At 66.6% G+C, this 19,737-nt stretch carries 21 protein-coding genes; 5 read left to right on the plus strand and 16 right to left on the minus strand.

Annotated features, from left to right (window positions below):
- Positions 1-108: 108 nt before the first annotated feature.
- Positions 109-441, plus strand: a complete 333-nt coding sequence (locus tag ASE70_RS16470) for an SMR family transporter (RefSeq protein WP_056507197.1) — start codon at positions 109-111, stop codon at positions 439-441.
- Between the two features lie 23 nt (positions 442-464).
- On the plus strand, positions 465-767 hold the full coding sequence (locus ASE70_RS16475) for a polyhydroxyalkanoic acid system family protein (RefSeq protein ID WP_055995825.1): 303 nt from the start codon (positions 465-467) through the stop codon (positions 765-767).
- A 14-nt stretch (positions 768-781) separates the two neighbouring features.
- On the opposite strand, the gene ASE70_RS16480 is transcribed toward ASE70_RS16475, so the two are convergent.
- From ASE70_RS16480 to ASE70_RS16550, 15 genes are all read right to left on the minus strand, one after another.
- The gene (locus ASE70_RS16480) at positions 782-2,122 is read right to left on the minus strand and encodes a PQQ-dependent sugar dehydrogenase (protein WP_056507200.1); all 1,341 of its coding nucleotides are present in this window, start codon (positions 2,120-2,122) and stop codon (positions 782-784) included.
- A gap of 280 nt (positions 2,123-2,402) precedes the next feature.
- The gene (locus ASE70_RS16485) at positions 2,403-3,311 is read right to left on the minus strand and encodes a hemolysin family protein (protein WP_056401519.1); all 909 of its coding nucleotides are present in this window, start codon (positions 3,309-3,311) and stop codon (positions 2,403-2,405) included.
- 10 nt (positions 3,312-3,321) lie between these two features.
- On the minus strand, positions 3,322-3,834 hold the full coding sequence (gene ybeY / locus ASE70_RS16490) for an rRNA maturation RNase YbeY (protein ID WP_056401524.1): 513 nt from the start codon (positions 3,832-3,834) through the stop codon (positions 3,322-3,324).
- Positions 3,831-4,226: a type II toxin-antitoxin system VapC family toxin gene (locus ASE70_RS16495; RefSeq protein ID WP_056401527.1), complete on the minus strand. Its 396-nt coding sequence runs from the start codon at positions 4,224-4,226 to the stop codon at positions 3,831-3,833. Before ASE70_RS16495 ends, ybeY begins: the two co-directional genes overlap by 4 nt.
- Complete coding sequence (locus ASE70_RS16500; RefSeq protein ID WP_056401530.1) at positions 4,223-4,480, minus strand: type II toxin-antitoxin system VapB family antitoxin; 258 nt, start codon at positions 4,478-4,480, stop codon at positions 4,223-4,225. The genes ASE70_RS16495 and ASE70_RS16500 overlap by 4 nt, the downstream gene beginning before the upstream one ends.
- Positions 4,481-4,529: 49 nt before the next feature.
- Entirely contained in the window at positions 4,530-5,531 is a 1,002-nt protein-coding gene (locus tag ASE70_RS16505) for a PhoH family protein (protein ID WP_056401533.1), read from the minus strand.
- Between the two features lie 350 nt (positions 5,532-5,881).
- On the minus strand, positions 5,882-6,940 hold the full coding sequence (locus ASE70_RS16510; protein WP_056507203.1) for an NAD(P)-dependent alcohol dehydrogenase: 1,059 nt from the start codon (positions 6,938-6,940) through the stop codon (positions 5,882-5,884).
- An 88-nt stretch (positions 6,941-7,028) separates the two neighbouring features.
- Positions 7,029-7,592, minus strand: coding sequence for a hemerythrin domain-containing protein (locus ASE70_RS16515; protein WP_056507207.1), 564 nt, complete (start codon positions 7,590-7,592; stop codon positions 7,029-7,031).
- Positions 7,589-8,899 carry a tRNA (N6-isopentenyl adenosine(37)-C2)-methylthiotransferase MiaB gene (miaB, locus tag ASE70_RS16520; protein WP_082451088.1) on the minus strand — a complete coding sequence of 437 codons (1,311 nt, stop codon included), beginning with the start codon at positions 8,897-8,899 and terminating at the stop codon, positions 7,589-7,591. The genes ASE70_RS16515 and miaB overlap by 4 nt, the downstream gene beginning before the upstream one ends.
- 307 nt (positions 8,900-9,206) lie before the next feature.
- The gene (locus tag ASE70_RS16525) at positions 9,207-10,898 is read right to left on the minus strand and encodes a long-chain-fatty-acid--CoA ligase (RefSeq protein ID WP_056507212.1); all 1,692 of its coding nucleotides are present in this window, start codon (positions 10,896-10,898) and stop codon (positions 9,207-9,209) included.
- 63 nt (positions 10,899-10,961) lie between these two features.
- The gene (locus tag ASE70_RS16530; protein WP_056507216.1) at positions 10,962-12,647 is read right to left on the minus strand and encodes a GGDEF domain-containing protein; all 1,686 of its coding nucleotides are present in this window, start codon (positions 12,645-12,647) and stop codon (positions 10,962-10,964) included.
- Between the two features lie 66 nt (positions 12,648-12,713).
- A complete protein-coding gene (locus ASE70_RS16535; protein ID WP_056401544.1) occupies positions 12,714-13,010 on the minus strand; it encodes a hypothetical protein in 297 nt (98 codons plus the stop codon).
- A gap of 365 nt (positions 13,011-13,375) precedes the next feature.
- A complete protein-coding gene (locus ASE70_RS16540) occupies positions 13,376-14,218 on the minus strand; it encodes a S1/P1 nuclease (RefSeq protein ID WP_056507219.1) in 843 nt (280 codons plus the stop codon).
- Between the two features lie 43 nt (positions 14,219-14,261).
- Positions 14,262-15,200 carry an isoaspartyl peptidase/L-asparaginase family protein gene (locus ASE70_RS16545; RefSeq protein WP_056507223.1) on the minus strand — a complete coding sequence of 313 codons (939 nt, stop codon included), beginning with the start codon at positions 15,198-15,200 and terminating at the stop codon, positions 14,262-14,264.
- Positions 15,201-15,233: 33 nt separating this feature from the next.
- Entirely contained in the window at positions 15,234-16,400 is a 1,167-nt protein-coding gene (locus tag ASE70_RS16550; protein ID WP_056507226.1) for an acyltransferase family protein, read from the minus strand.
- Positions 16,401-16,503: 103 nt separating this feature from the next.
- On the opposite strand from ASE70_RS16550, the gene ispG reads away from it, so the two are divergent.
- Complete coding sequence (gene ispG / locus ASE70_RS16555; protein ID WP_056507230.1) at positions 16,504-17,628, plus strand: flavodoxin-dependent (E)-4-hydroxy-3-methylbut-2-enyl-diphosphate synthase; 1,125 nt, start codon at positions 16,504-16,506, stop codon at positions 17,626-17,628.
- A gap of 59 nt (positions 17,629-17,687) precedes the next feature.
- Here the strand turns inward: ispG and ASE70_RS16560 are convergent, their stop codons facing one another.
- Entirely contained in the window at positions 17,688-18,326 is a 639-nt protein-coding gene (locus ASE70_RS16560; protein ID WP_056507231.1) for a DUF1345 domain-containing protein, read from the minus strand.
- A gap of 136 nt (positions 18,327-18,462) precedes the next feature.
- On the opposite strand from ASE70_RS16560, the gene ASE70_RS16565 reads away from it, so the two are divergent.
- Both ASE70_RS16565 and ASE70_RS16570 read left to right on the plus strand, forming a co-directional pair.
- Positions 18,463-19,347 carry a DMT family transporter gene (locus ASE70_RS16565; protein WP_056507234.1) on the plus strand — a complete coding sequence of 295 codons (885 nt, stop codon included), beginning with the start codon at positions 18,463-18,465 and terminating at the stop codon, positions 19,345-19,347.
- The gene (locus tag ASE70_RS16570) at positions 19,344-19,709 is read left to right on the plus strand and encodes a TfoX/Sxy family protein (protein WP_056507238.1); all 366 of its coding nucleotides are present in this window, start codon (positions 19,344-19,346) and stop codon (positions 19,707-19,709) included. The genes ASE70_RS16565 and ASE70_RS16570 overlap by 4 nt, the downstream gene beginning before the upstream one ends.
- Positions 19,710-19,737: the final 28 nt, after the last annotated feature.

Raw genomic sequence — 19,737 nt, forward strand, 5'->3', positions numbered from 1 at the left:
AACGGGTAGCGCAGGATCGGACCCCCAGCCCGTTCCGTTCGAGCTTGTCGAGAACCACGCGCCGCCGCCAAGCTTCCATCGCCACCGTCGCCGCCCTATCTCCACTTCATGAACCCCTATCTCTGGCTTGCCAGTGCGATCATCGCCGAGGTTGTCGCCACGTCCACCATGCGCGCGACCGCCGGGTTCACGCGGATCGGGCCGTCGCTGGTGACGGTGATCGGCTATGCGATCGCGTTCTACTGTCTGTCGCGGACGCTGGAGAGTGTGCCGACCGGCATCGCCTATGCGATCTGGTCGGGGGTCGGCATCGTGCTGGTCGCCGGCATCGCGTGGGTCTGGCAGGGGCAGCGGCTCGACCTGCCGGCGATGCTCGGCATGGCGCTCATCATCGCGGGCGTGATCGTGATGAACCTGTTTTCGAACAGCACCGCGCACTAGATCGGCGCGCGAAGGAGTTTGCAATGAACCAACCGGTGACCGTCGATATTCCCCATCAACTCGGACGCGCGGGCGTGCGGCAGCGGATCGACAGCGGTATCGACAAGCTGGCGGGCATGATCCCCGGCGGCACGCTGCACGGAAAAAGCTGGGACGGCGACACGCTGCACTTCACGGTCAGCGGCATGGGGCAGACGGTGCAGGCGCGCTGTGAAATGCACGACGCGCATGTCCACGCGGTACTCGACCTGCCGCCGATGCTGGCCATGTTCGCGAACAAGATCAAGGAGAAGCTGGGCAGGGACGGGCCGGCGCTGTTGAAGTAGCCGGCCCGACCGGGTCAGCGGGCCGCGAGCGGCTGGCTGACCCGCCAGATGGTGTTGCCGACATCGTCGGCGACGAGCATCGCGCCGGTGCGATCGGCGATCACCGCGACCGGGCGGCCGTGGACGTCCTTGCCATCGGCGGTCAGGAAACCGGTCAGCAGGTCGACCGGCTTGGCGTTGGCGACGGGGAAGCCGTTGGCGGCGAAGGGCACGTAAATGACCTTGTAGCCCGAGGGCGGCACGCGGTTCCACGACCCGTGCAGTCCGATCACCGCGCCGTTGCCGAACCGCTCGCCCAGCCGCATGTCGGCGGTGAAGGCGAGGCCGAGCGGGGCGACGTGCGCGCCGAGCGCATAGTCGGGGCGGGCGACATACTGGCGCAGGTCGGGACGCTGCGGCTGGACCCGCTCGTCGATATAGCCGCCCCAATAATGCCACGGCCAACCATAGTTGCCGCCGAATTCGACCTTGGTCAGATAATCGGGCGGCATGTCGGAGCCGAGCATGTCGCGTTCGTTGACGACGGTCCACAGATCCTTGCTGCGCGGTTCGAACGCCATGCCGTTGGCGTTGCGCAGGCCCGAGGCGTAGATGCGGAACGTCTTCTTCACCGGATCGACCTGCCAGATCGCGGCGCGGTTCTTTTCGATGTCGAGGCCGTTTTCGGCGATGTTCGATGCCGAACCGACGCTGACGTAGAGCGACTTGCCGTCGGGATCGGCGACGACGTTGCGCGCCCAGTGATTGCCGCCGCCGGGCAGGTCGACGATCTTTTCGGGTGCCGCGGTGATGCGGGTCTGGCCGCTGCGGAAGGGATAGCGGACCAGCGCGTCGGTATTGGCGACGTAGAGCCAGTCGCCGACCACCGCCATGCCCGATGGCGAGTTCAGCCCGGTGAGGAACACCGAGCGCGCCTCCGCCGTGCCGTCGCCATTGGCATCGCGCAACAGGGTGATGCGGTTGGCCGAGGGGGTGCCGGCCCCGGCCTGCTTCATGAACAGCCGCATGAACCAGCCGGTGATGCCGCCGCCTTCGCGCGGGGGGCTGTTGCTTTCGGCCACCAGCACGTCGCCATTGGCAAGGCGGTACAGCCAGCGCGGATGGTCGAGGCCCTTGGCGAAGGGCTGCACCTGCAATCCGGCGGGGGCGGTCGGAGTCTGGCCGTCCTTCCAACCGATCGGATCGGCGACGCGGACGGTCGGGAACCACTGATCGCGGACCTGCGTCAGCTGCGGCGTACGCCCCGCCACCGCATTCTCACTCAACTGCGCCCGGTCGGGCCGGGTGATGTAGAAGACCAGCCCGGCGATCAGGACCAGCAGCACGAGGCCGAAGCGGATGACGTGTTTGCGCATGGCCGATGAATAGGGCGGTGCAGGCGACGGGGGAAGGGGGCGCGGACGTTCCGATGTAAAGGGGCCGCCGGTGACAAGGGAGGAGCGCCGGCGGCCCGTCGGACCGGTTCGAAGGGGGGCTCGCGAACCTGTCCGCTTCGTGGGACTATCGGAGTCGGGTTGCTTTGTGAAACCGATTATATCGTTGTCGGTGATCGGTTTTGTCTATCGTGGTGCTACGTTCGTGCCCCCCCCGTCCACCATGCGTCGCACGGTCCCCCTCCCTGCGGCGGGAAGGCTGTTACTCTTCGATCTGCGGGTGGGGCGGGTGAAGCCGCAGGCGGAGGACGCGACGGGTGTCGGCGGCGATGATCTCGATCCGCCAGCCTGACGGGTGATCGAGGCAGGTGCCTTCCTTGGGCACCTCGCCCGCCAGTACGAAGGCGAGGCCGCCCAGCGTCTCCACGTCCTCGTCGACTTCGCCCAAACGCGGGTCGATCAGTTCGGCGGCGTCCTCCAGTTCGGCACGGGCATCGGCTTCCCATGCGCCGCCGTCCAGCGGCACGAACAGGTCGGTCGGCGCATCGTCATGCTCGTCCTCGATCTCGCCAACGATCTCCTCGACCAGATCCTCGATGGTGATCAGGCCGTCGGTGCCCGAATATTCGTCGAGCACGATGGCGAGGTGGGTGCGGCTGGCCTGCATCTGCGCGAGCAGGTCGAGCGTCCCCATCGATTGCGGGACGTAGAGCGGTTGTCGCAACAGGCCGATCGCGGTCGGCGGATGCTCCTCGCCCTTGGCGAGGATCGCGAACACGTCCTTGACGTGCACCATGCCGACGATCGTATCGAGCTTCTCGCGATACACCGGCAGGCGGCTGTGGCCGGCCTCGGCGAACAGCTTCACGACATCGGCGAAGGGGGTGTTCTCCTCCAGCGCGACGATATCGGCGCGGGGGACCCCCATGTCGCCGGCATCGCGTTCGCCGAAATGGAGGATGTTGCGCAACATCTTGCGCTCGATCGGCGACAGGTCGCCCGCGACCGGCGCGTCGTTTTCGTCCTCATGCGCTGCGATCACTTCCTCGATCCGTTCGCGCAGCGTCTCGCTGGCGTCGGTGCCGAAGATCAGCGAGCGCAGCCCCCGCCATATGCCCCCTTCGGAGCTGCTACTGTCGCCGGGCGGGGTGCTGGTCGAAACGTCGGCCATGATGGTCGTGTCAGTCCTCTGTAACGGGATAGGGATCGTGCAGGCCGAGTTGGGCGAGCGTCGAACGCTCGATCGCCTCCATGGCTTCCGCCTCGGCATCATTTTGGTGATCATGGCCTAGCAAATGCAGGCAGCCATGGACAATCAGGTGCGTGGCATGATCGGCAACCGAAATGCCGCGTTCGGCCGCTTCCGCCGCGCAGACGCCGTGGGCGAGGACGATGTCGCCCAGCAATACCTCGCCGTCGTCGCTGTTCCGGGTGACGGTGTCGAGCAGATCGGGCTGGATCATCGGGAAGGACAGTACGTTGGTCGGCTTATCCTTCTGACGATATTGGCGGTTGAGCGTCTGCACCTCGTCATCGGAGGTCAGGCGCACCGCGATCTCGATCAGGGCCGGATCGGTCAGCCACACCCCCTGCGGCGTACGGCCGATCGCGGCGGTCGCAGCGCGGGTGGCGAGGGCCTCCCAATCCTGATCCTGCGGCCAGTCGGCCTCTGCCTGTACGGCGATCTCGATCATCTCAGGTCGGTCCTTGCGAAGTCGTCGCCCTTGTAGAGCAGCGCGGCATTGTTGGTACGGGCGCAGGCATAGGCGAAGCAATCGCCCATGTTGAGCTTCGCTTCGTGGCGACCCTTGCCGTAGCGCGTAAAGGCTTCGACGGCGATCGAGGATTCGGACGGCCCGATCGGAGCCAGGGCGATATCCATGTCATGGCAGAAGAGCTCGACAAGCGCGAACGCCTCCGCTGGCTGGCATTTTCGTTTGCGTGCGACAGCCATCGTCGTTTCCCAGACTGCGATTGCCGAGGACAACAGATGCCCGTCATCTGCCATCCGGTCGATCAACGATGCGGCTTCGGGCTCGCCGGTCATGATCGAGACCAGCGCAGATGCATCGACGAAGAGGGTCAATCGTCCTCCTCGCCGCTGAGCCAGTCGTAAAACGCCTTGTTGGCTTCCAGACCGGTAGGCGGCGGCAAGGGGTTTGCCGTACGCCATTTCGCGATTCGATCGTGCAACGAACGGCGTCGTTCGTCCGGAGATAATTGGGTTTCCAGCGCAATCAGGCCGCGACGCACGACATCCGTCTTGCTGACGCCAAGCTTGGCGGCCAAGCGCGCGGCATGGTCGGCGGTAGCCGCATCCTTGATATAGAGCGATGCCATCGAGACCTCCTGCGGATATCCCGCAAGCTAATGCAGGATATCCCTCGACTCAAGCGTCCTTCCCTTCATAGGCCTCGACGATGCGGCCGACGATCGGGTGGCGCACCACGTCGCCGGCGCCGAAACGAGCGAAGGCGATGCCCTCGATCCCCTCCAGCCGGCGGGTGGCATCGGCAAGGCCCGATGCCTGCACGCCGCCGGGAAGGTCGGTCTGGTTGGGATCGCCGCACACCACCATCCGACTGTTCTGACCGAAGCGGGTCAGGAACATCTTCATCTGCGCGGGTGTGGTGTTCTGCGCTTCGTCGAGGATGACGAAGGCATCGGCCAGCGTCCGACCGCGCATGAAGGCGATCGGCGCAATCTCGATCTCGCCAGAGAGGATGCGCCGTTCGACCTGCTCGGCGGGCAGGCAGTCGTTCAGCGCGTCGTAGAGCGGACGGAGATAGGGATCGACCTTCTCCTTCATGTCGCCGGGCAGGAAGCCGAGCTTCTCCCCCGCCTCGACCGCCGGACGCGAGAGGATGAGGCGCTGCACGCTGCCGGTGATCAGCTGCGCCACCGCCTGTGCGACGGCGATATAGGTCTTGCCGGTGCCTGCCGGCCCAAGAGCGAAGATGATGTCGTTGCCGAGCAGCTGATTCATGTAGCTGGCCTGCGCAACGGTGCGCGGGACGATCGTCTTCTTGCGCGTGCGGATCATGATCGACGGTGCGCCCTGACCGCTTTCGGCGCGGAAGATGCCGTCGAGCGCGGGTTGCGACGACATCGCGATCACCGCGTCGATCAGGCCGGGGTCGACCTCCTCACCGCGCAGGATGCGGCGATGGAGTTCATTCAGCACTTCGCGGGCATGGGCCACCGCCTCGGCCGATCCTTCGATCCCGACCCGGTCGCCGCGGGCGGTGATGTAGACGCCCAGCCGTTCCTCGAGCGCCAGCAGGTTCGCGTCGAATTCGCCGAACAGGCGGGCGAGAAGTTGCGGCTTGTCGAAGCTGAGTTCGGCGCGGGCGCGCTGACCGGCTTGGGCGGGGACGGGCTTGCGGCTCATGCGATCCTTTCGGTCGGGGTGTGATGGCGCGCGGGTCCGGGCTGGGCCTGGAATCGGACGGGGCGGCGCGACTGCATCACGGGCGAGACTGACAGATGCTTTTGCGGGGGGGAAGCGAAACTTGGTTCACGCGAAGGCGCTGAGGCACGGGGAGGAAGAAGGTTCGATTTCGCGCAGAGGCGCGGAGGCGCAGAGGGGTTGCAATTGCTGCGCCAGCAACGCTCCTACCTCGTCGCAGCGGCAAAAGGCTTCGCCGGGGAGACGCGCTTGCCCCGCCCGAAACCTCTCTGCGCCTCTGCGCGAAATTGAACCTTCTTCGCGTTTCCGCGCCTTCGCGTGAGCCCAAATCCTTACTTCAGCGTCGCCATGTCGATGACGAAGCGATATTTCACATCGCTCTTCTGCATCCGGTCGTACCCGGTTTCGATCTCGTCCATCGCGATCGTCTCGATATCGGCGGTCAGGCCATGCTGATGGCAAAAATCGAGCATTTCCTGCGTTTCAGCGATGCCGCCGATCAGCGAGCCGGCGAGCGAACGGCGGCCGAAGATCAGCGTGCCGACCGAGGGCGAGGGGTGCGGCGTTTCCGGCACGCCGACCAGCGTCATCGTCCCGTCGCGTTTCAGCAGGGCGAGGAACTGATCGAGATCGTGCGATGCCGCAACGGTGTTCAGAATGAAGTCGAAGCTTCCGGCATGTTCGCCCATCGCGTCGGCATCCTTCGACACGATCAGGTCCTTGGCACCCAGTCGGATCGCGTCGTCGCGTTTGTTGGGCGAGGTCGAGAAGACATAGACCTCGGCACCCATCGCGGCAGCGATCTTCACGCCCATATGGCCGAGGCCGCCCAGACCGACGATGCCGACCTTGTGCCCCGGACCGACCTTCCAGTGCTTGAGCGGTGAATAGGTGGTGATGCCGGCGCACAGCAGCGGCGCGACGGCGGCGAGATCGGCATCGTCATGCTTGATGTGCAGCACGAAGTCCTGATCGACGACGATATGGTCCGAATAGCCGCCGAAGGTGTGGCCGCCGAGCACGGGGTCGGGGCCGTTATAGGTGCCGACCATGCCGGTGCCGGTGCAATATTGCTCCTCGCCCTCATGACAGGACGGGCATTCGCCGCAGCTATCGACCATGCAGCCCACGCCGACGGTGTCGCCGACGGTGAATTTGGTGACGTCGGAGCCGACGGCCGTGACCTTGCCGACGATCTCGTGTCCGGGAACGCAGGGATACAGGGTGCCGGGCCATTCGCCGCGCGCGGTGTGCAGGTCGCTATGGCAGACGCCGCAATAGTGGATGTCGATCGCAACGTCGTTCGGCTGCGGATCGCGGCGTTCGAACGAGAAGGGGGCGAGCTTGCTGTCGGCCGACTGCGCGGCATAGCCCTGGGCGGGGGTCGTCATGCTGGGTTTCCAATGATGAAAGAGGTCGCCAGCACAATGCAACGCCGCGGCATTCGTTGCTGATACAAGGTATCAACAGGCTGATTTTTCAGGTGACGCGCCGCTCGCCATGTTCGAGCATCGCCGGGATCACCAGATCTTCCTCATCGGCGAGATGCCGATCGAGCATCGTCAGCAGCGTCCGCGACCGCCCTGCATAGTCGGCGGCGGCGCGGTCGACCGGACCCGATCCGCCGAGCGCCGCCAGCAAGGTCCGTGCGCCCGCGACATTCCGATCCAGCGCATCGTGGATCGCATGGTGATCGGCATCGAGCAGGTCGAAGCCGCGGGCCATGCGCGGATCGAGCGCGCGGAATTTGGGGAAATAGGCGCTGTCCTCAATCTGGTGATGCGCGTTCAGATGCTGGAGGAAACGGTTGAGGTCGGGAACGAACCGGCGCTGGAACGCCGGTGCGTCGAGCCTGCCGTCGCGAAAGGCGGCGAGCGTGTTTTCGACCGCCGCCGCCTCGGCGCGCAGCGACGCGTGGATGTGCAGCCAGAAATCGGCGAGCTGGCCGAAATTGGCATGGGTGCGCCAGTCGGGCTGCGGATAGGTGGCGCGGAGATAGGCGAGGTCGTCGCCGATGGCCCCGCGCGTCGCGAGGTCGCTCACGCCGCCGCCCGCACGCGCTCCACGCCCGACAGCGAGACCGCGCCCGATGCGACGATCTCGACCTCGACCATGTCGCCGATCTTTGCGTCGGTCATGAAATGGACCGATTGCAGCCATGGCGACTTGCCGAGCATCTGTCCGGACTGACGGCCCTGCCGTTCGACCAGCACCTGACAGGTCCGGCCGATCGTCGCGTCGTTGAACGTCTTCTGATCGCGCAACAGCGCCGCCTGCAGCCGTTGCAGCCGTTCGTCCATCACCGCCAGCGGGACTTCGTCGGCCATGTCGGCGGCGGGAGTGCCGGGGCGTGGGGAATATTTGAAGCTGAACGCCTGCGCATAGCCGACCGCGTCGACGAGGCGCAGCGTATCCTCGAACTCGGCATCGGTTTCGCCGGGAAAGCCGACGATGAAGTCGCCCGACAGCGCGATATCGGGACGGGCGGCGCGGACCCGGTCGAGCAGGCGCAGATAGCTGTCGGCGGTGTGGCTGCGGTTCATGGCCTTCAGCACGCGGTCGTTGCCGGCCTGTACCGGCAGGTGCAGGAACGGCATCAGCTTTTCGACGTCGCGGTGCGCGTCGATCAGCCGCTGCGTCATGTCGTTGGGGTGGCTGGTGGTGTAGCGGATGCGCTCCAGCGTGGGGATGCGGTCGAGTTCGCGGATCAGCGCGTCGAGGCCGCGACCGTCGCCGTCCGCCCACGCGTTGACGTTCTGCCCCAGCAGCGTGATCTCGCGTGCGCCGCCATCGACCAGCGCCTTCGCTTCATCGACGATGCGGGCGAAGGGGCGGCTGATTTCCGCACCGCGCGTATAGGGCACGACGCAATAGGTGCAGAATTTGTCGCACCCTTCCTGCACGGTCAGGAACGCGCTCGGGCCGCTGCGGCGACGCGCCGGCAGGTGGCCGAATTTCGATTCGGGGGGCATGTCGGTGTCGAGCGCGGGTTTGCCGGCGGCGGCGTCGGCGATCAGCTTCGGCAGGTTGTGATATGCCTGCGGGCCGACGACGACATCGACCTTCGCCCGGCGGACGATCTCGGCCCCCTCCGCCTGCGCGACGCAGCCGGCGATGGCGATCATCGGGTCGGCACCGTGTTTGCGCAGGCGGCCGATGTCCGAATAGACTTTTTCGGTCGCCTTTTCGCGGATGTGGCAGGTGTTGAGCACGACCAGATCGGCGGTGTTCGCATCGTCGGTCGCGGTCATGCCCTGCGCCGCCATCAATTCGGCCATGCGCTCGCCGTCATAGACGTTCATCTGGCAGCCGAACGACTTGACGTGGAAGGTTTTCGGGGTGGTGGTCATCGGCGGGCCTGTACCGGATTTCGGGTGCAGCCGGAAGAGTTGGGTAAGAAGGGTGATTCACGCGGAGGCGCGGAGAGACGATGGATTTTGTTTCGCGCGAAGGCGCAAAGGACGCAAAGGGGTTGCGGGACGGGCGGGCGAAGCCTTCGCGTTGCATATTATTGAAATAAGAGCCGCTGGCGCGGCGCGTGATTGATCTTTGCGTCCTTTGCGCCTTAGCGCGAAAATCACGCCTTTTCCGTGTCTTCGCGAGAAAACGACAAGAAGCGGGACCCCGGATCAAGTCCGGGGTGACGGTGGATAGGGGTTACCCGCGTTCTGCCATCACTTCGGCGATCAGATCCTTGCGGCTCAACTTGCCGATCATCGTCTTTGGCAGGGTCAGGCGGACGACGACCTCGTCGACGCGTTCGTGCTTGCCGAGTTGCGGGTTGAGCCATGCCTTCAGCGCGTCGCCATCGACATCGGCGTCGTCGGCCAGCGTCACATAGGCATGCGGGCTTTCGCCGCGATAGTCGCTGGGCAGGCCGACGACCAGCGCCTCGCGGACGGCGGGGTGGTGGTACAGGACGCGTTCGATCTCGCTCGGGAACACCTTGAACCCACCGACCGCGATCATGTCCTTCAGCCGGTCGACTATGCGGACGAAGCCGTCGTCGTCGATCGTGCCGACATCGCCGGTCCGCAGCCAGTGGACGCCATTGGCATCGGTGACGAAGGTCGCGTCGGCGGTGTCTTCGCGCCGCCAGTAGCCGGTCATGATCTGCGGACCGGCGACGACGATCTCGCCCGGTTCGCCGGCCGGCGGGTCGATGGTCGGGTTTTCCTTGTTCACCAGCCGGACGCGGGTGCCGGCGATCGGCTGGCCGATGCTGCCGGCCTGTTGCGGCCCGGCATAGGGGTTGCAGGATACCACGCCCGAGCTTTCCGACAGGCCGTAGCCCTCGACAAGGGTTGCGCCGGTCGCCGCTTCGAACCGTTGCTTCAATTCGGGCGGCATCGGCGCACCGCCCGAAATGCAGTAGCGCAACGACGAGAAATCGGTCTGCTTGAGGCGCGGATGGTCGAGCAGCGCGCGGTACATGGTCGGCACGCCGGGCAGGGCGGTCGCCTTGGTCCGGTCGAGCGCGGCCAGCACCTGTCCGGCGTCGAAGCGCGGCAGCATCACGATCTCTCCGCCGGTCACGACGGTGCGGTTGAGGACGCAGGTGTTGGCGAAGACATGGAACATCGGCAGCACGCCGAGGATGCGGTCGAGCCGGCTGTTGCCGTCGGGGTCGAGCCACGCGACCTGTCGGGCATTGGCCGACAGATTGGCATGGGTCAGCATCGCGCCCTTGGGACTGCCGGTCGTGCCGCCGGTATATTGGATCAGGGCAAGGTCGCGTTCGGGATCGATCGCCGGCATGCCGCAGTCGCCGTCATTGGCGATCAGCGCCGAAAAGGCACCGACCCGGCGGTCGTCGGGACGCGGCGTCACCTCCTGCGAGCGGAACCAGCGATAGAATAGCGATTTGGCGGCGGGCAACGCGCCTGCGACCGATCCGACGACCAGTCGTTCGAGCGAACTGCGCTCCAGCACCTCCAGCGCGGTCGGCAGCAGCGCCGAGGCCGACAGGGTGAACAGCAGCTTCGTCCCCGAATCCTCGACCTGCGCCGCCAGTTCCTGCGCGGTGTAGAGCGGCGAGAAATTGACGACCGTCGCGCCGAGTTTGAGGATGCCGTAATAGGCGGCGACGTAATGCGGCACGTTGGGCAGGAACAGCCCGATCCGGTCGCCCGGACCATAGCCGAGTTTGGCAAGGCCGCTGGCGACGCGATCCGCACCGTTCTTCGTCTCGGCATAGCTGTAATGGCGGCCGAGAAAGTCGATCAGCGGCGCAGCGCCGCGGCGGGCGGCCGTTTCCTCGAACAGCGTCACCATCGACATGGGTGGTATCGGTTCGTCCCAGCGAACCGGATGGGCGTAGCGGTCGAGGATCGGTGCGGCGCTGCTCATTTACAACGGTGTAAGCAGCGATTTCGCGACATGCAAGCCGGGTTGCGTTGCCCGTAATCGGGGTTAGGCCGCCATCGACAACGGGGCACGTCCGGCACGATCGCGACCGGCGGCCTTGGCCTGGAAAAGTGCCTTGTCGGCAAGGCGATAAAGCCGTTTCCAGTCGTTCTCGTCCAATAGCGGGCCGTGGCAGATGCCGACGCTGCTGGTCACCCGCAGGTCGAACGGCAGGCGCTGCGCGCGGACATTGGCGAGCAGCATGTCGGGATCGGGCATCGCCGAGTCTTCGCCCAGCAACGCGAATTCCTCGCCACCCATGCGGGCGACCAGGACCCCCGGCGGCGCGTGCAGCCGTAGCGTCCGGGCGAACTGGCGCAGGACTTCGTCGCCGCCGTCGTGGCCGATCGTATCGTTGACCTGCTTGAAATGGTCGATGTCGAACAGCATCAGCGTCCGCGGACCCGGTGCCGCGATCGCGCGCGACAGGAAGGCGCGGCGGTTGAGCAGGCCGGTCAGCGGATCGGTATCGGCCAGTTCGCGCGAGATCGCCTCCTGCCGCACCGCTTCGTCGCGTTCGTGGCTGAGCACGCGGATGCGATAGGCGATGGCTGCACTGGCGGTCAGCGTCTCGACGCACATCGCCACCGTCGTCGAATTGTCGATCCAGAAGCTCCACGGCAACAGATTGACGTTGTAGAGCGAGCGGACGACCAGCATGCCCATCGGCGCGGCCCAGCTGAGCGCGAACAGCCAGAGATAGTTGCTGCGCCGCCGCCATGCGCGCCACACCACGAGGCCGACCGCGACCGGCGCAACGAACATCGTCAGCGAGAAGACGCGATCGAGCGGGATGATGGCGAGCGGCCCGATCGCCATCAGCAGCACGCCGAGCAGTCCGAAGATGGCGATCACCATCTGAATCAGCCGGAGCGGCCAGCCATCGAGAATCCGGCGTTCGAAGAAACAGGCACAGAAGACCAGCGCCGCAGCCATGCCCCACGACAGCGCCACATAGCTGGTCAGGATGCGACGATTATTGGCGAGGTCGGGCAGCAGCCAAGCCAGCGTGCCCGACGACGAGAGCGCATAAATCATCAGGCAGGCGAGCAGGCCGCAATAGGCGATCTGGAAGTCGTGCCGCAGCACCCGCCACAGCGCGAAATTGTAGAAGAGCAGCCCGGCGCACAGCCCGATGAAGCCGGCGTAGAATGCGGCGAGCAGCATGTTGGAATGCTGGCTCTCGACGTCGTCGGTCACGCGGGCACCCACCACGATGCCCCGCAGATTGGCCGACCCGCCGACCCGCCACAGGACCCGTTCGATCGGTGTGCCGTTGGGTATGAACCGATGTTCGAGAATCGCGCCCAGCTGAATATGGTGGCCGATGCCGACATTGTCGTCGACCCAGCCGGCGATGCGGCCATCGGCGGCGATCGCATAGACCGCCATCGTGTCGTACCACAGGCTGACCTGTCGCACGCGGATCGCCGCCGCCGGGTCGGCGGGCGCGGGAAGGCGACCGGACAGGACCCAGTAATCGCCGCGTCCGAACGCGATCTGCCGCGTGCTGCAATCGAACCGGCCGGTATCGGCCAGCACGCCGCGAACGGTGTCGCCGGACTGAACCCGGCTGACACAGGTCGTCAGCGGCGCGCCGCCGATTCCTGCCTGCGCGCGCGCAGGCGTCGTGCAGAATGCACCGAACGCCACGAGCAGCGCGATCCACAGGGTTCGACAGGTCGATACCATGGATCGGATATGCCGGCCGACGCGCCAAGATTCAGTTAACGCGTCGTTGTTTTTCCGGTCGACGGGTCAGTGCGCGGCGACGACCGCCGCGCTTAGCCCCGCCATGGTCGCCTGCTGCGCGATCTGGCGGACGGTGTCGGCACCGGTACCGGCCGGGGTCAACACGCGCGCGCTGGAGCGGCCGGGGGCAACGGGCTGCGGAAAGGTCGTCGCGCGGCTGGGTCGCTGGGCACCCTGTTGCCGGATGAAGGCGGCGACGGCGTCGCTCGGCCCGCTGACCACCAGTTCGGGTCCGCCGGTCGCCGGGCTCAGGCCACATCCGGCCAGCAGCGTCGCCGCCGCCATCGTCACGAAAATCCGCATCCTCACCCCTATCGCTCGCCGCGTGGTCGCGGTCGTTGGCAGGCGGCCAAGCTGACATGCGCGGACGCGCGGCGCAATGGGGGTGGGTTGGTACGACTGGAAGGGGTTGATGCTTTGGCTTTGCGTCCTGCCGCGAACCGAAATCGCCACGGTAACAATGGCCCGACCCGATCGAACGATGCTTTGGGCCGGACGTTCATTCGGATCACCCGCGCGACTGCTCCCCTCCCTGACAAGGGAGGGGGCGGGGGTGGGTTGGTCGGTTGTGGAACGCTGTCTTTCCTCGGGGGCCGACCCAGCCCCAGCCCCTCCCTTGTCAGGGAGGGGAGTGACAGGTGACCGCGTTCGTTGAAGGTCGATCCGGCCTAGCCGAGCGCCTCGTCGAGCAGACGGGCGAGGCGCAAGCCGCCCTTTTTGACCTGTCCCTGTGCGATAGGGACCAGTCGGGCGACGGTCGCGTCGTCGAGTTTGACCCGGCCAGCGGGTTTCGGGCCGCAGCCGTCGCCGCCCAGCGCCGGGGCATAGACATAGTCGCGGCTGATCTCCCAGCTGTCGCGGCTCCAGTCGACGACGTCGCCGGCCTGTACCGGTGCGCGTTCGGCGGGGGTGTAGACGCGCAGGATCGAAGGCGGCGTGCTGATCGCGCGTTCGGCAAGCGGACCGTCCCAGATCGAATGGAGATTGAACCGGTCGGGATGATAGATGCCGTAATCCGCCCGTACCCAATTGCCGCCCAGATCGCCGCGATCGCCGGCATGGAGCGGCATGTGCAGGTCGCCGACGAAGTGGACGAGAAAGGCGAGCGCCATCACCCGTTCGCGCATCGGGACGTCGCGGTCCTTCAGCAGCTTCAGGTTGCGAATGATCTGGGCCGAAACGCAGTTGCCGTCCTTGCACGGTCCCTTCAGATCGAACGGCTTGCACACGTCGACATTCTGGTAATGCCATGAATAGGCATAGCTGAACCGTTCGCCGAGCGGCTTGACGCAATCGGCCCACACGCTCGCTTCCTCGATGGTCCGGGCCGGGCAGGTCGGGGTTTCGAGCAGCCCCTGATGCCGCAGGATGCGGTCGATCGCGGCGCGGGTTTCGGGCCGGACATTCAGCCGCGCGATCGTCGCAACGCTTTGGTGGCCATATTCCCAATAGGCATAGGCGGGCGAGGTCGCGAACAGGCAGGCGAGCGCGAGGAACAGGCGGCGAATCATCGGGTTGCCCCTTAAAGCCTGTCGTCCGGCATGAAAACCGGGACTATCCCTCGTCACCATAGATCGCGACGCGGCGGGTGCCGTCGCTGCCGGCGCGGCCGCGATACATGCCGGGGGTGGTGAAGCTCCACGCGACATCGCCATCGGTGCCGGCGACGATGACGCCGCCGGTGCCGCCCAGCGCCTGCGTCTCGGCCAGCACCGTGTCGGCGGCGGTTTGCAGGTCTTCGCCGGTAAAGCGGATGCGCGCCGAAATTTCGTGCGCGACGCCGATGCGGATGAAGAATTCGCCGGCCCCGGTCGCCGAAACGGCGCAGGCGCGGTCGTCGGCATGGGTGCCGGCCCCGATCAGCGGCGAATCGCCGATCCGGCCCCAACGCTTGCCGGTGACGCCGCCGGTCGAGGTCGCGGCGGCGACATGGCCGGCGGCATCGACCGCGACCGCGCCGACCGTGCCGTATTTCATGTCGACGTCGAACCAGCCATCGGGATTGGCCTTCATCGCCTCGAGCTGGGCGCGGCGTTCGGGGGTGACGAACCAGTCGGGATCGACCTGTTCGACGCCCTGTTCGGCAGCGAAGGTATCGGCACCCTTGCCGGCGAGCAGTACATGGGGGCTGTGTTCCATGACGGCGCGCGCGAGGCTGACGGGGTGACGGGTGCGGGTGACGCCGGCGACCGCACCGGCGGCGCGGGTCGCGCCGTCCATGATCGCCGCATCCAGTTCGATCGCCCCGTCGAAAGTGAAGACCGCGCCACGCCCCGAATTGAAGGTCGAATCGTCCTCCAGCACCGCGACCGCCGCCTCGACCGCATCGAGCGCGCTGCCGCCCGCGGCCAGCACCGCTTCGCCGGCAGCCAGCGCGGCGTCGAGGCCGGCACGGGCAGCGGCGTCGGTCGCGGCGCTGACGGTGTCGCGGGTCAGGATGCCGGCACCGCCATGCACCAACAGGGTCCAGCGGGGGGCGGGGGCACTCGACATGGCTTCATCCTGCTACGGTTACGTGCCCGCCTGCTAGCAGATCGCGGGTCGGCTGCCACCCTGTCGTACCGGGCGCGGGGTGACGCCGACGAGGACTCCGAACGTCGGCACTAGCCGGGCCAGTGCGACGGTCGCGGCGCAGGCGGCGATCGTCGCGGTCAGAATCGCCGCCGCCTGAACCGGTGGGGCCAGTGCCAGCGGCAGGGTGGACCACGTCGCCAGCACGATCGCGGGATGATGGACGAGATAGGCGGGCAATACCGCCTGTCCCAGCGTCCGCCGCCAGCGATGGTCGCGATTGGCATGGGCGTCGGCGAGGTGGAACAGCGTGACGACCATCCCCCATGCCATGACCGATCGAGCCGCGCGGCTGGCGGCCATCATCGCGTGCGGCGGGATGGCGGTGCCGGGATAGCGAACCTCCACCGTCATCGCGACGCCGCCCGCCAGCAGCGCGAGCAGGGCGGCCAGGGGCCAGCATCGGTGGAGCGAGCGCCACAGCGGCGGATGGCGTGCAATCAGGAAGCCGAGGACGAACAGCGTCAGGAACTGCGAATGGCCCGCCCAGTCGCGAAACAGCCCCTGCCGTTCGGGGATCAGGAACAGCAGCGCCAGTCGCGCCGCCGCCGTCGCCGCCATCGGCACCCACAACAGGCGCATGCCGGGCGACAGCCACGCCGCCACCCGGTCGAGCCATGCCAGCGCCGCGCGCGATGCCGTGACGCCGGCCACGATCATGGTGTAGGCCCATAGATAGACGAGGAACCAGAGATGCTCCCAGCTGGGAAACTCGACGCCCCACCGCGTGCCGACCGCCCACGCATCGAACAGCCAGAAATGCAGATAGCCATCGGGATAGCCGCTCTCGCGCACGCGCACCCACATTTCGATCGGCACGATCGCGACCATGCCGAACGCGAGCGGGACCAGCAGCCGCCGCGATCGATCGCGGGCAAAGGCCACCCAGCCGCCGGCCCGCGCGAACAGCATCGCGCTGGCATAGCCCGACACGGCGAACAACAGGCCCAGCCGCCACGGCGTCAGCGCCGCCATCGGCACGACCAGCGCAGGATAGGCATGGCCGGTCGACACGATCCAGTGCCACGGGCTGAACGCCAGTCCGATATGATAGGGGATCAGCATGGCGAATGCGGCGATGCGCAGCCAGTCCAGCCCGTAATGGCGGCCCGCCGGTGTCATGCGTTGCTGGCGTTCCCTGCGACCCGTGTTCAGGCGACTTTCGCCTGACGCAATGCCGCCCTATACTGGGAACAAATAACCGAAGCGTTAGCGAGAATTTACCATGTCGATCCGCCCATGGCGCGATATCCACCGCCGGCAAAGCCGCCAGATCATGGTCGGCAACGTCCCCGTCGGCGGCGACGCGCCGGTCACGGTGCAGACGATGACCAATACCGACACCTCCGATGCGGTGGCGACGATCGACCAGATCCGCCGCTGCGAAGAGGCGGGCGCGGACATCATCCGCGTGTCGTGCCCCGACGTGCCGAGCACGCAGGCGCTGCGCCAGATCACCCGCGCCGCGCGCGTGCCGATCGTCGCCGACATCCATTTCCACTACAAGCGCGCGCTGGAAGCCGCCGATGCCGGTGCGGCCTGCCTGCGCATCAATCCGGGCAATATCGGGTCGAACGAGCGCGTCGCCGAAGTGGTGCGCGCGGCCAAGGCCAATGGCTGCGCGATCCGCATCGGCGTGAATGGCGGCAGCCTCGAAAAGCATCTGCTCGAAAAATATGGCGAGCCGTGTCCCGACGCGTTGGTCGAATCGGCGATGGACCATATCAAGCTGTTGCAGGACCACGACTTCCACGAATTCAAGGTCGCGGTGAAGGCGTCCGACCTGTTCATGGCGGTCGCCGCCTATCAGCAGCTGGCCGAGATGGTCGATTGCCCGCTGCACCTGGGCATTACCGAGGCCGGTGGCTTCGTCGGCGGCACGGTCAAGTCGTCGATCGGCATCGGGTCGCTGCTGTGGTTCGGGATCGGCGACACGATCCGCGTGTCGCTGTCGGCCGAGCCGGAAGAGGAAATCCGCGTCGGCTTCGAAATCCTGAAGGCGCTCGGCATCCGCAATCGCGGGGTGCGCGTCGTGTCGTGTCCGTCGTGCGCGCGGCAGGGGTTCGACGTGATCCGTACCGTGCAGGCGCTGGAGGAGCGGTTGCAGCATATCCGCACGCCGATGTCGCTGTCGGTGCTGGGCTGCGTCGTCAACGGCCCCGGCGAAGCGCGCGAGACCGATATCGGCATCACCGGCGGCGGCAATGGCCGGCACATGGTCTATCTGTCGGGGGTCACCGACCACCATGTGCAGGATGCCGACATGATCGAGCATATCGTCAAGCTGGTCGAGGCCAAGGCAGCGGAGATCGAGGCGGCGAGCGCGGGGATGCCGCAGGCGGCGGAGTAGGACAGACGACTCCGTAAATCCGTATCCCCGCCTGCGCCGGGATACGATGTAAGTCGGCCTTACGATCCGCCCAGCACGTTCACGCTGAACGCCACGACGCCCAGATTGAACACGAACGCCATCAGGCAATGGCCGGTCACCGTGCGACGCATCGTGCGCGAGGTGATCGACACGTCCGACGTCTGGAACGTCATGCCCAGCGTGAACGCGAAATAGACGAAGTCCCAGTAATCGGGTTCGTCGGTACCGGGCATGTCGACCCCGCCGCTGTCCTTGCCCGACGGGTCGGCGGTGTAGAACAGATGGGCATAGTGCACGGCATAGATGGTGTTGGCGAAGGTCCAGGCGAGCAACAGCGTCGCAACGACCAGCAGGACGACGGGCGCGCTCGGCGCGCCGCGCTGTCCCAGTTCGATCGCGATCGCGGTCAACAGCACGAGCGCGATCGCAGCGGACAGCACCAGCAACAGGCCGCGATTGGCGTCGTTGCGGAGCGCCGCCTGCCGCATGCGGTCGGCGGTGGCACCGAGCAGCGGAATGCACGACAGCAGAAAGACGATCGCGGCGATATCGAAGGCGAGCGGTACCCCGATCCGCCAGCCGAACGCCGGCAACGCCCAGCATCCGGCAGCGACCGCGACGGCGGTGAAGGCGACGAAGCGGGGAGGCGCAATGCGCTGGCCGAGGTTGAGTGACATGGGGGAGGGTGTATCGTGCGGCGGGGCACCGGAGCAAGTTCCTCCCCGTKCACGGGGAGGATGTTCATGTGCGCTTGCATTGACGGGTGGTGCGCGCGACAGCGGCGGCGTCGTCCGCTCCCCGAAAGGTCCGTCCATGTCCGCCAACCTGCGCGCCTTCCTCGTCGCGGCGTCGGGGATCGCGATCTATACGGTGATGGACGCGCTGATGAAGCAGCTGTCGATCGAGAGCGGCGCGTATAACGCGGTGTTGTGGCGATCGATCGGCGGCGCGCTGTTGAGTGGCGGGTTGTTCGTCGCGGTCGGGCGACGCTGGCCCGCGCGGGCGACGCTGATGCTGCATATCGGGCGTGGGGTGGCCGCGGGATCGTCGGTCGTGCTGTTCTTCTGGGGCCTTGCCCGCGTGCCGATGGCGCAGGGGGTCGCGCTCACCTTCCTCGCGCCACTGATCGCGCTGTATCTGGCGGCACTGTTCCTCGGTGAGACGATCCGCCGCGCGGCGATCGTCGGATCGGTGATCGCTTCGGCGGGCGTGCTGGTGATCGCGGCGGGGGAGGTGCAGGCCGATGCGTCGACACAGGCCGTGCTCGGCAGCCTCGCCTGCGTCGCCGCGTCGGTACTGTATGCCGGCAGTCTGATCCTGCTGCGGCGACAGGCGCAGGTGGCCGATCCGGTCGAGGTCGCGTTCTTCGCCAATCTGGTCATTGGCGCGATGCTGTTGCCGGCTGTGCCGTGGTTGGGGAGCGCACCGGCGGCGTCGCAGCTGCTGCCGCTTACGGTTGCGATCCTGCTCAATATCGCATCGGTCATGGCGCTCGCCTGGGCCTATGCTCGGGCGGAGGCGCAGGTGCTGGCACCGGTCGAATATAGCGCGTTCGTGTGGGCGGCGCTGGCCGGCTGGATCGTGTTCGGCGAGACGGTGTCGCCCTATACCGTCATCGGTGCGCTGTTGATCGTCGCGGGATGCGTGGTCGCGGTCCGGCGGCGGGTGCCGGCAGTGCAGAGCGAGGCGGGGGTATGAGCGCGGACGCGGGACTGTTGCTGTGGGTCGAGGAAGCGCTCGGCCCGATGGGGCGCGTGACGTGGCGGCGGATGATGGGCGGCGCGACGCTGTATCTCGACGGTACGGTCTTTGCGATCGTGCTCGACGATGTGTTGTGGTTCAAATCGGACGCCGTGGCCGATCCGCGATGGGACGCGGCCGGGTGCGCGCGGTTCACCTATGACCGGAAGGACGGCAGCGTGGCGACGATGAACTATCGCCGGGCACCCGATGGCGTGTTCGACGATGCCGACCTGCTGGCGGAATGGGCGGTGCTGGCGGTCGAGGCGGGGCGGCGCGCGCCGGTGAAGCGCAAACGCGTGTCCCAAAAACCGACCTAGCGAATGGCCGTACCGGTATTGAATCGCC

It is taken from the genome of Sphingomonas sp. Leaf22 (assembly GCF_001421715.1).
In the GTDB taxonomy this organism is placed as follows: domain Bacteria; phylum Pseudomonadota; class Alphaproteobacteria; order Sphingomonadales; family Sphingomonadaceae; genus Sphingomonas.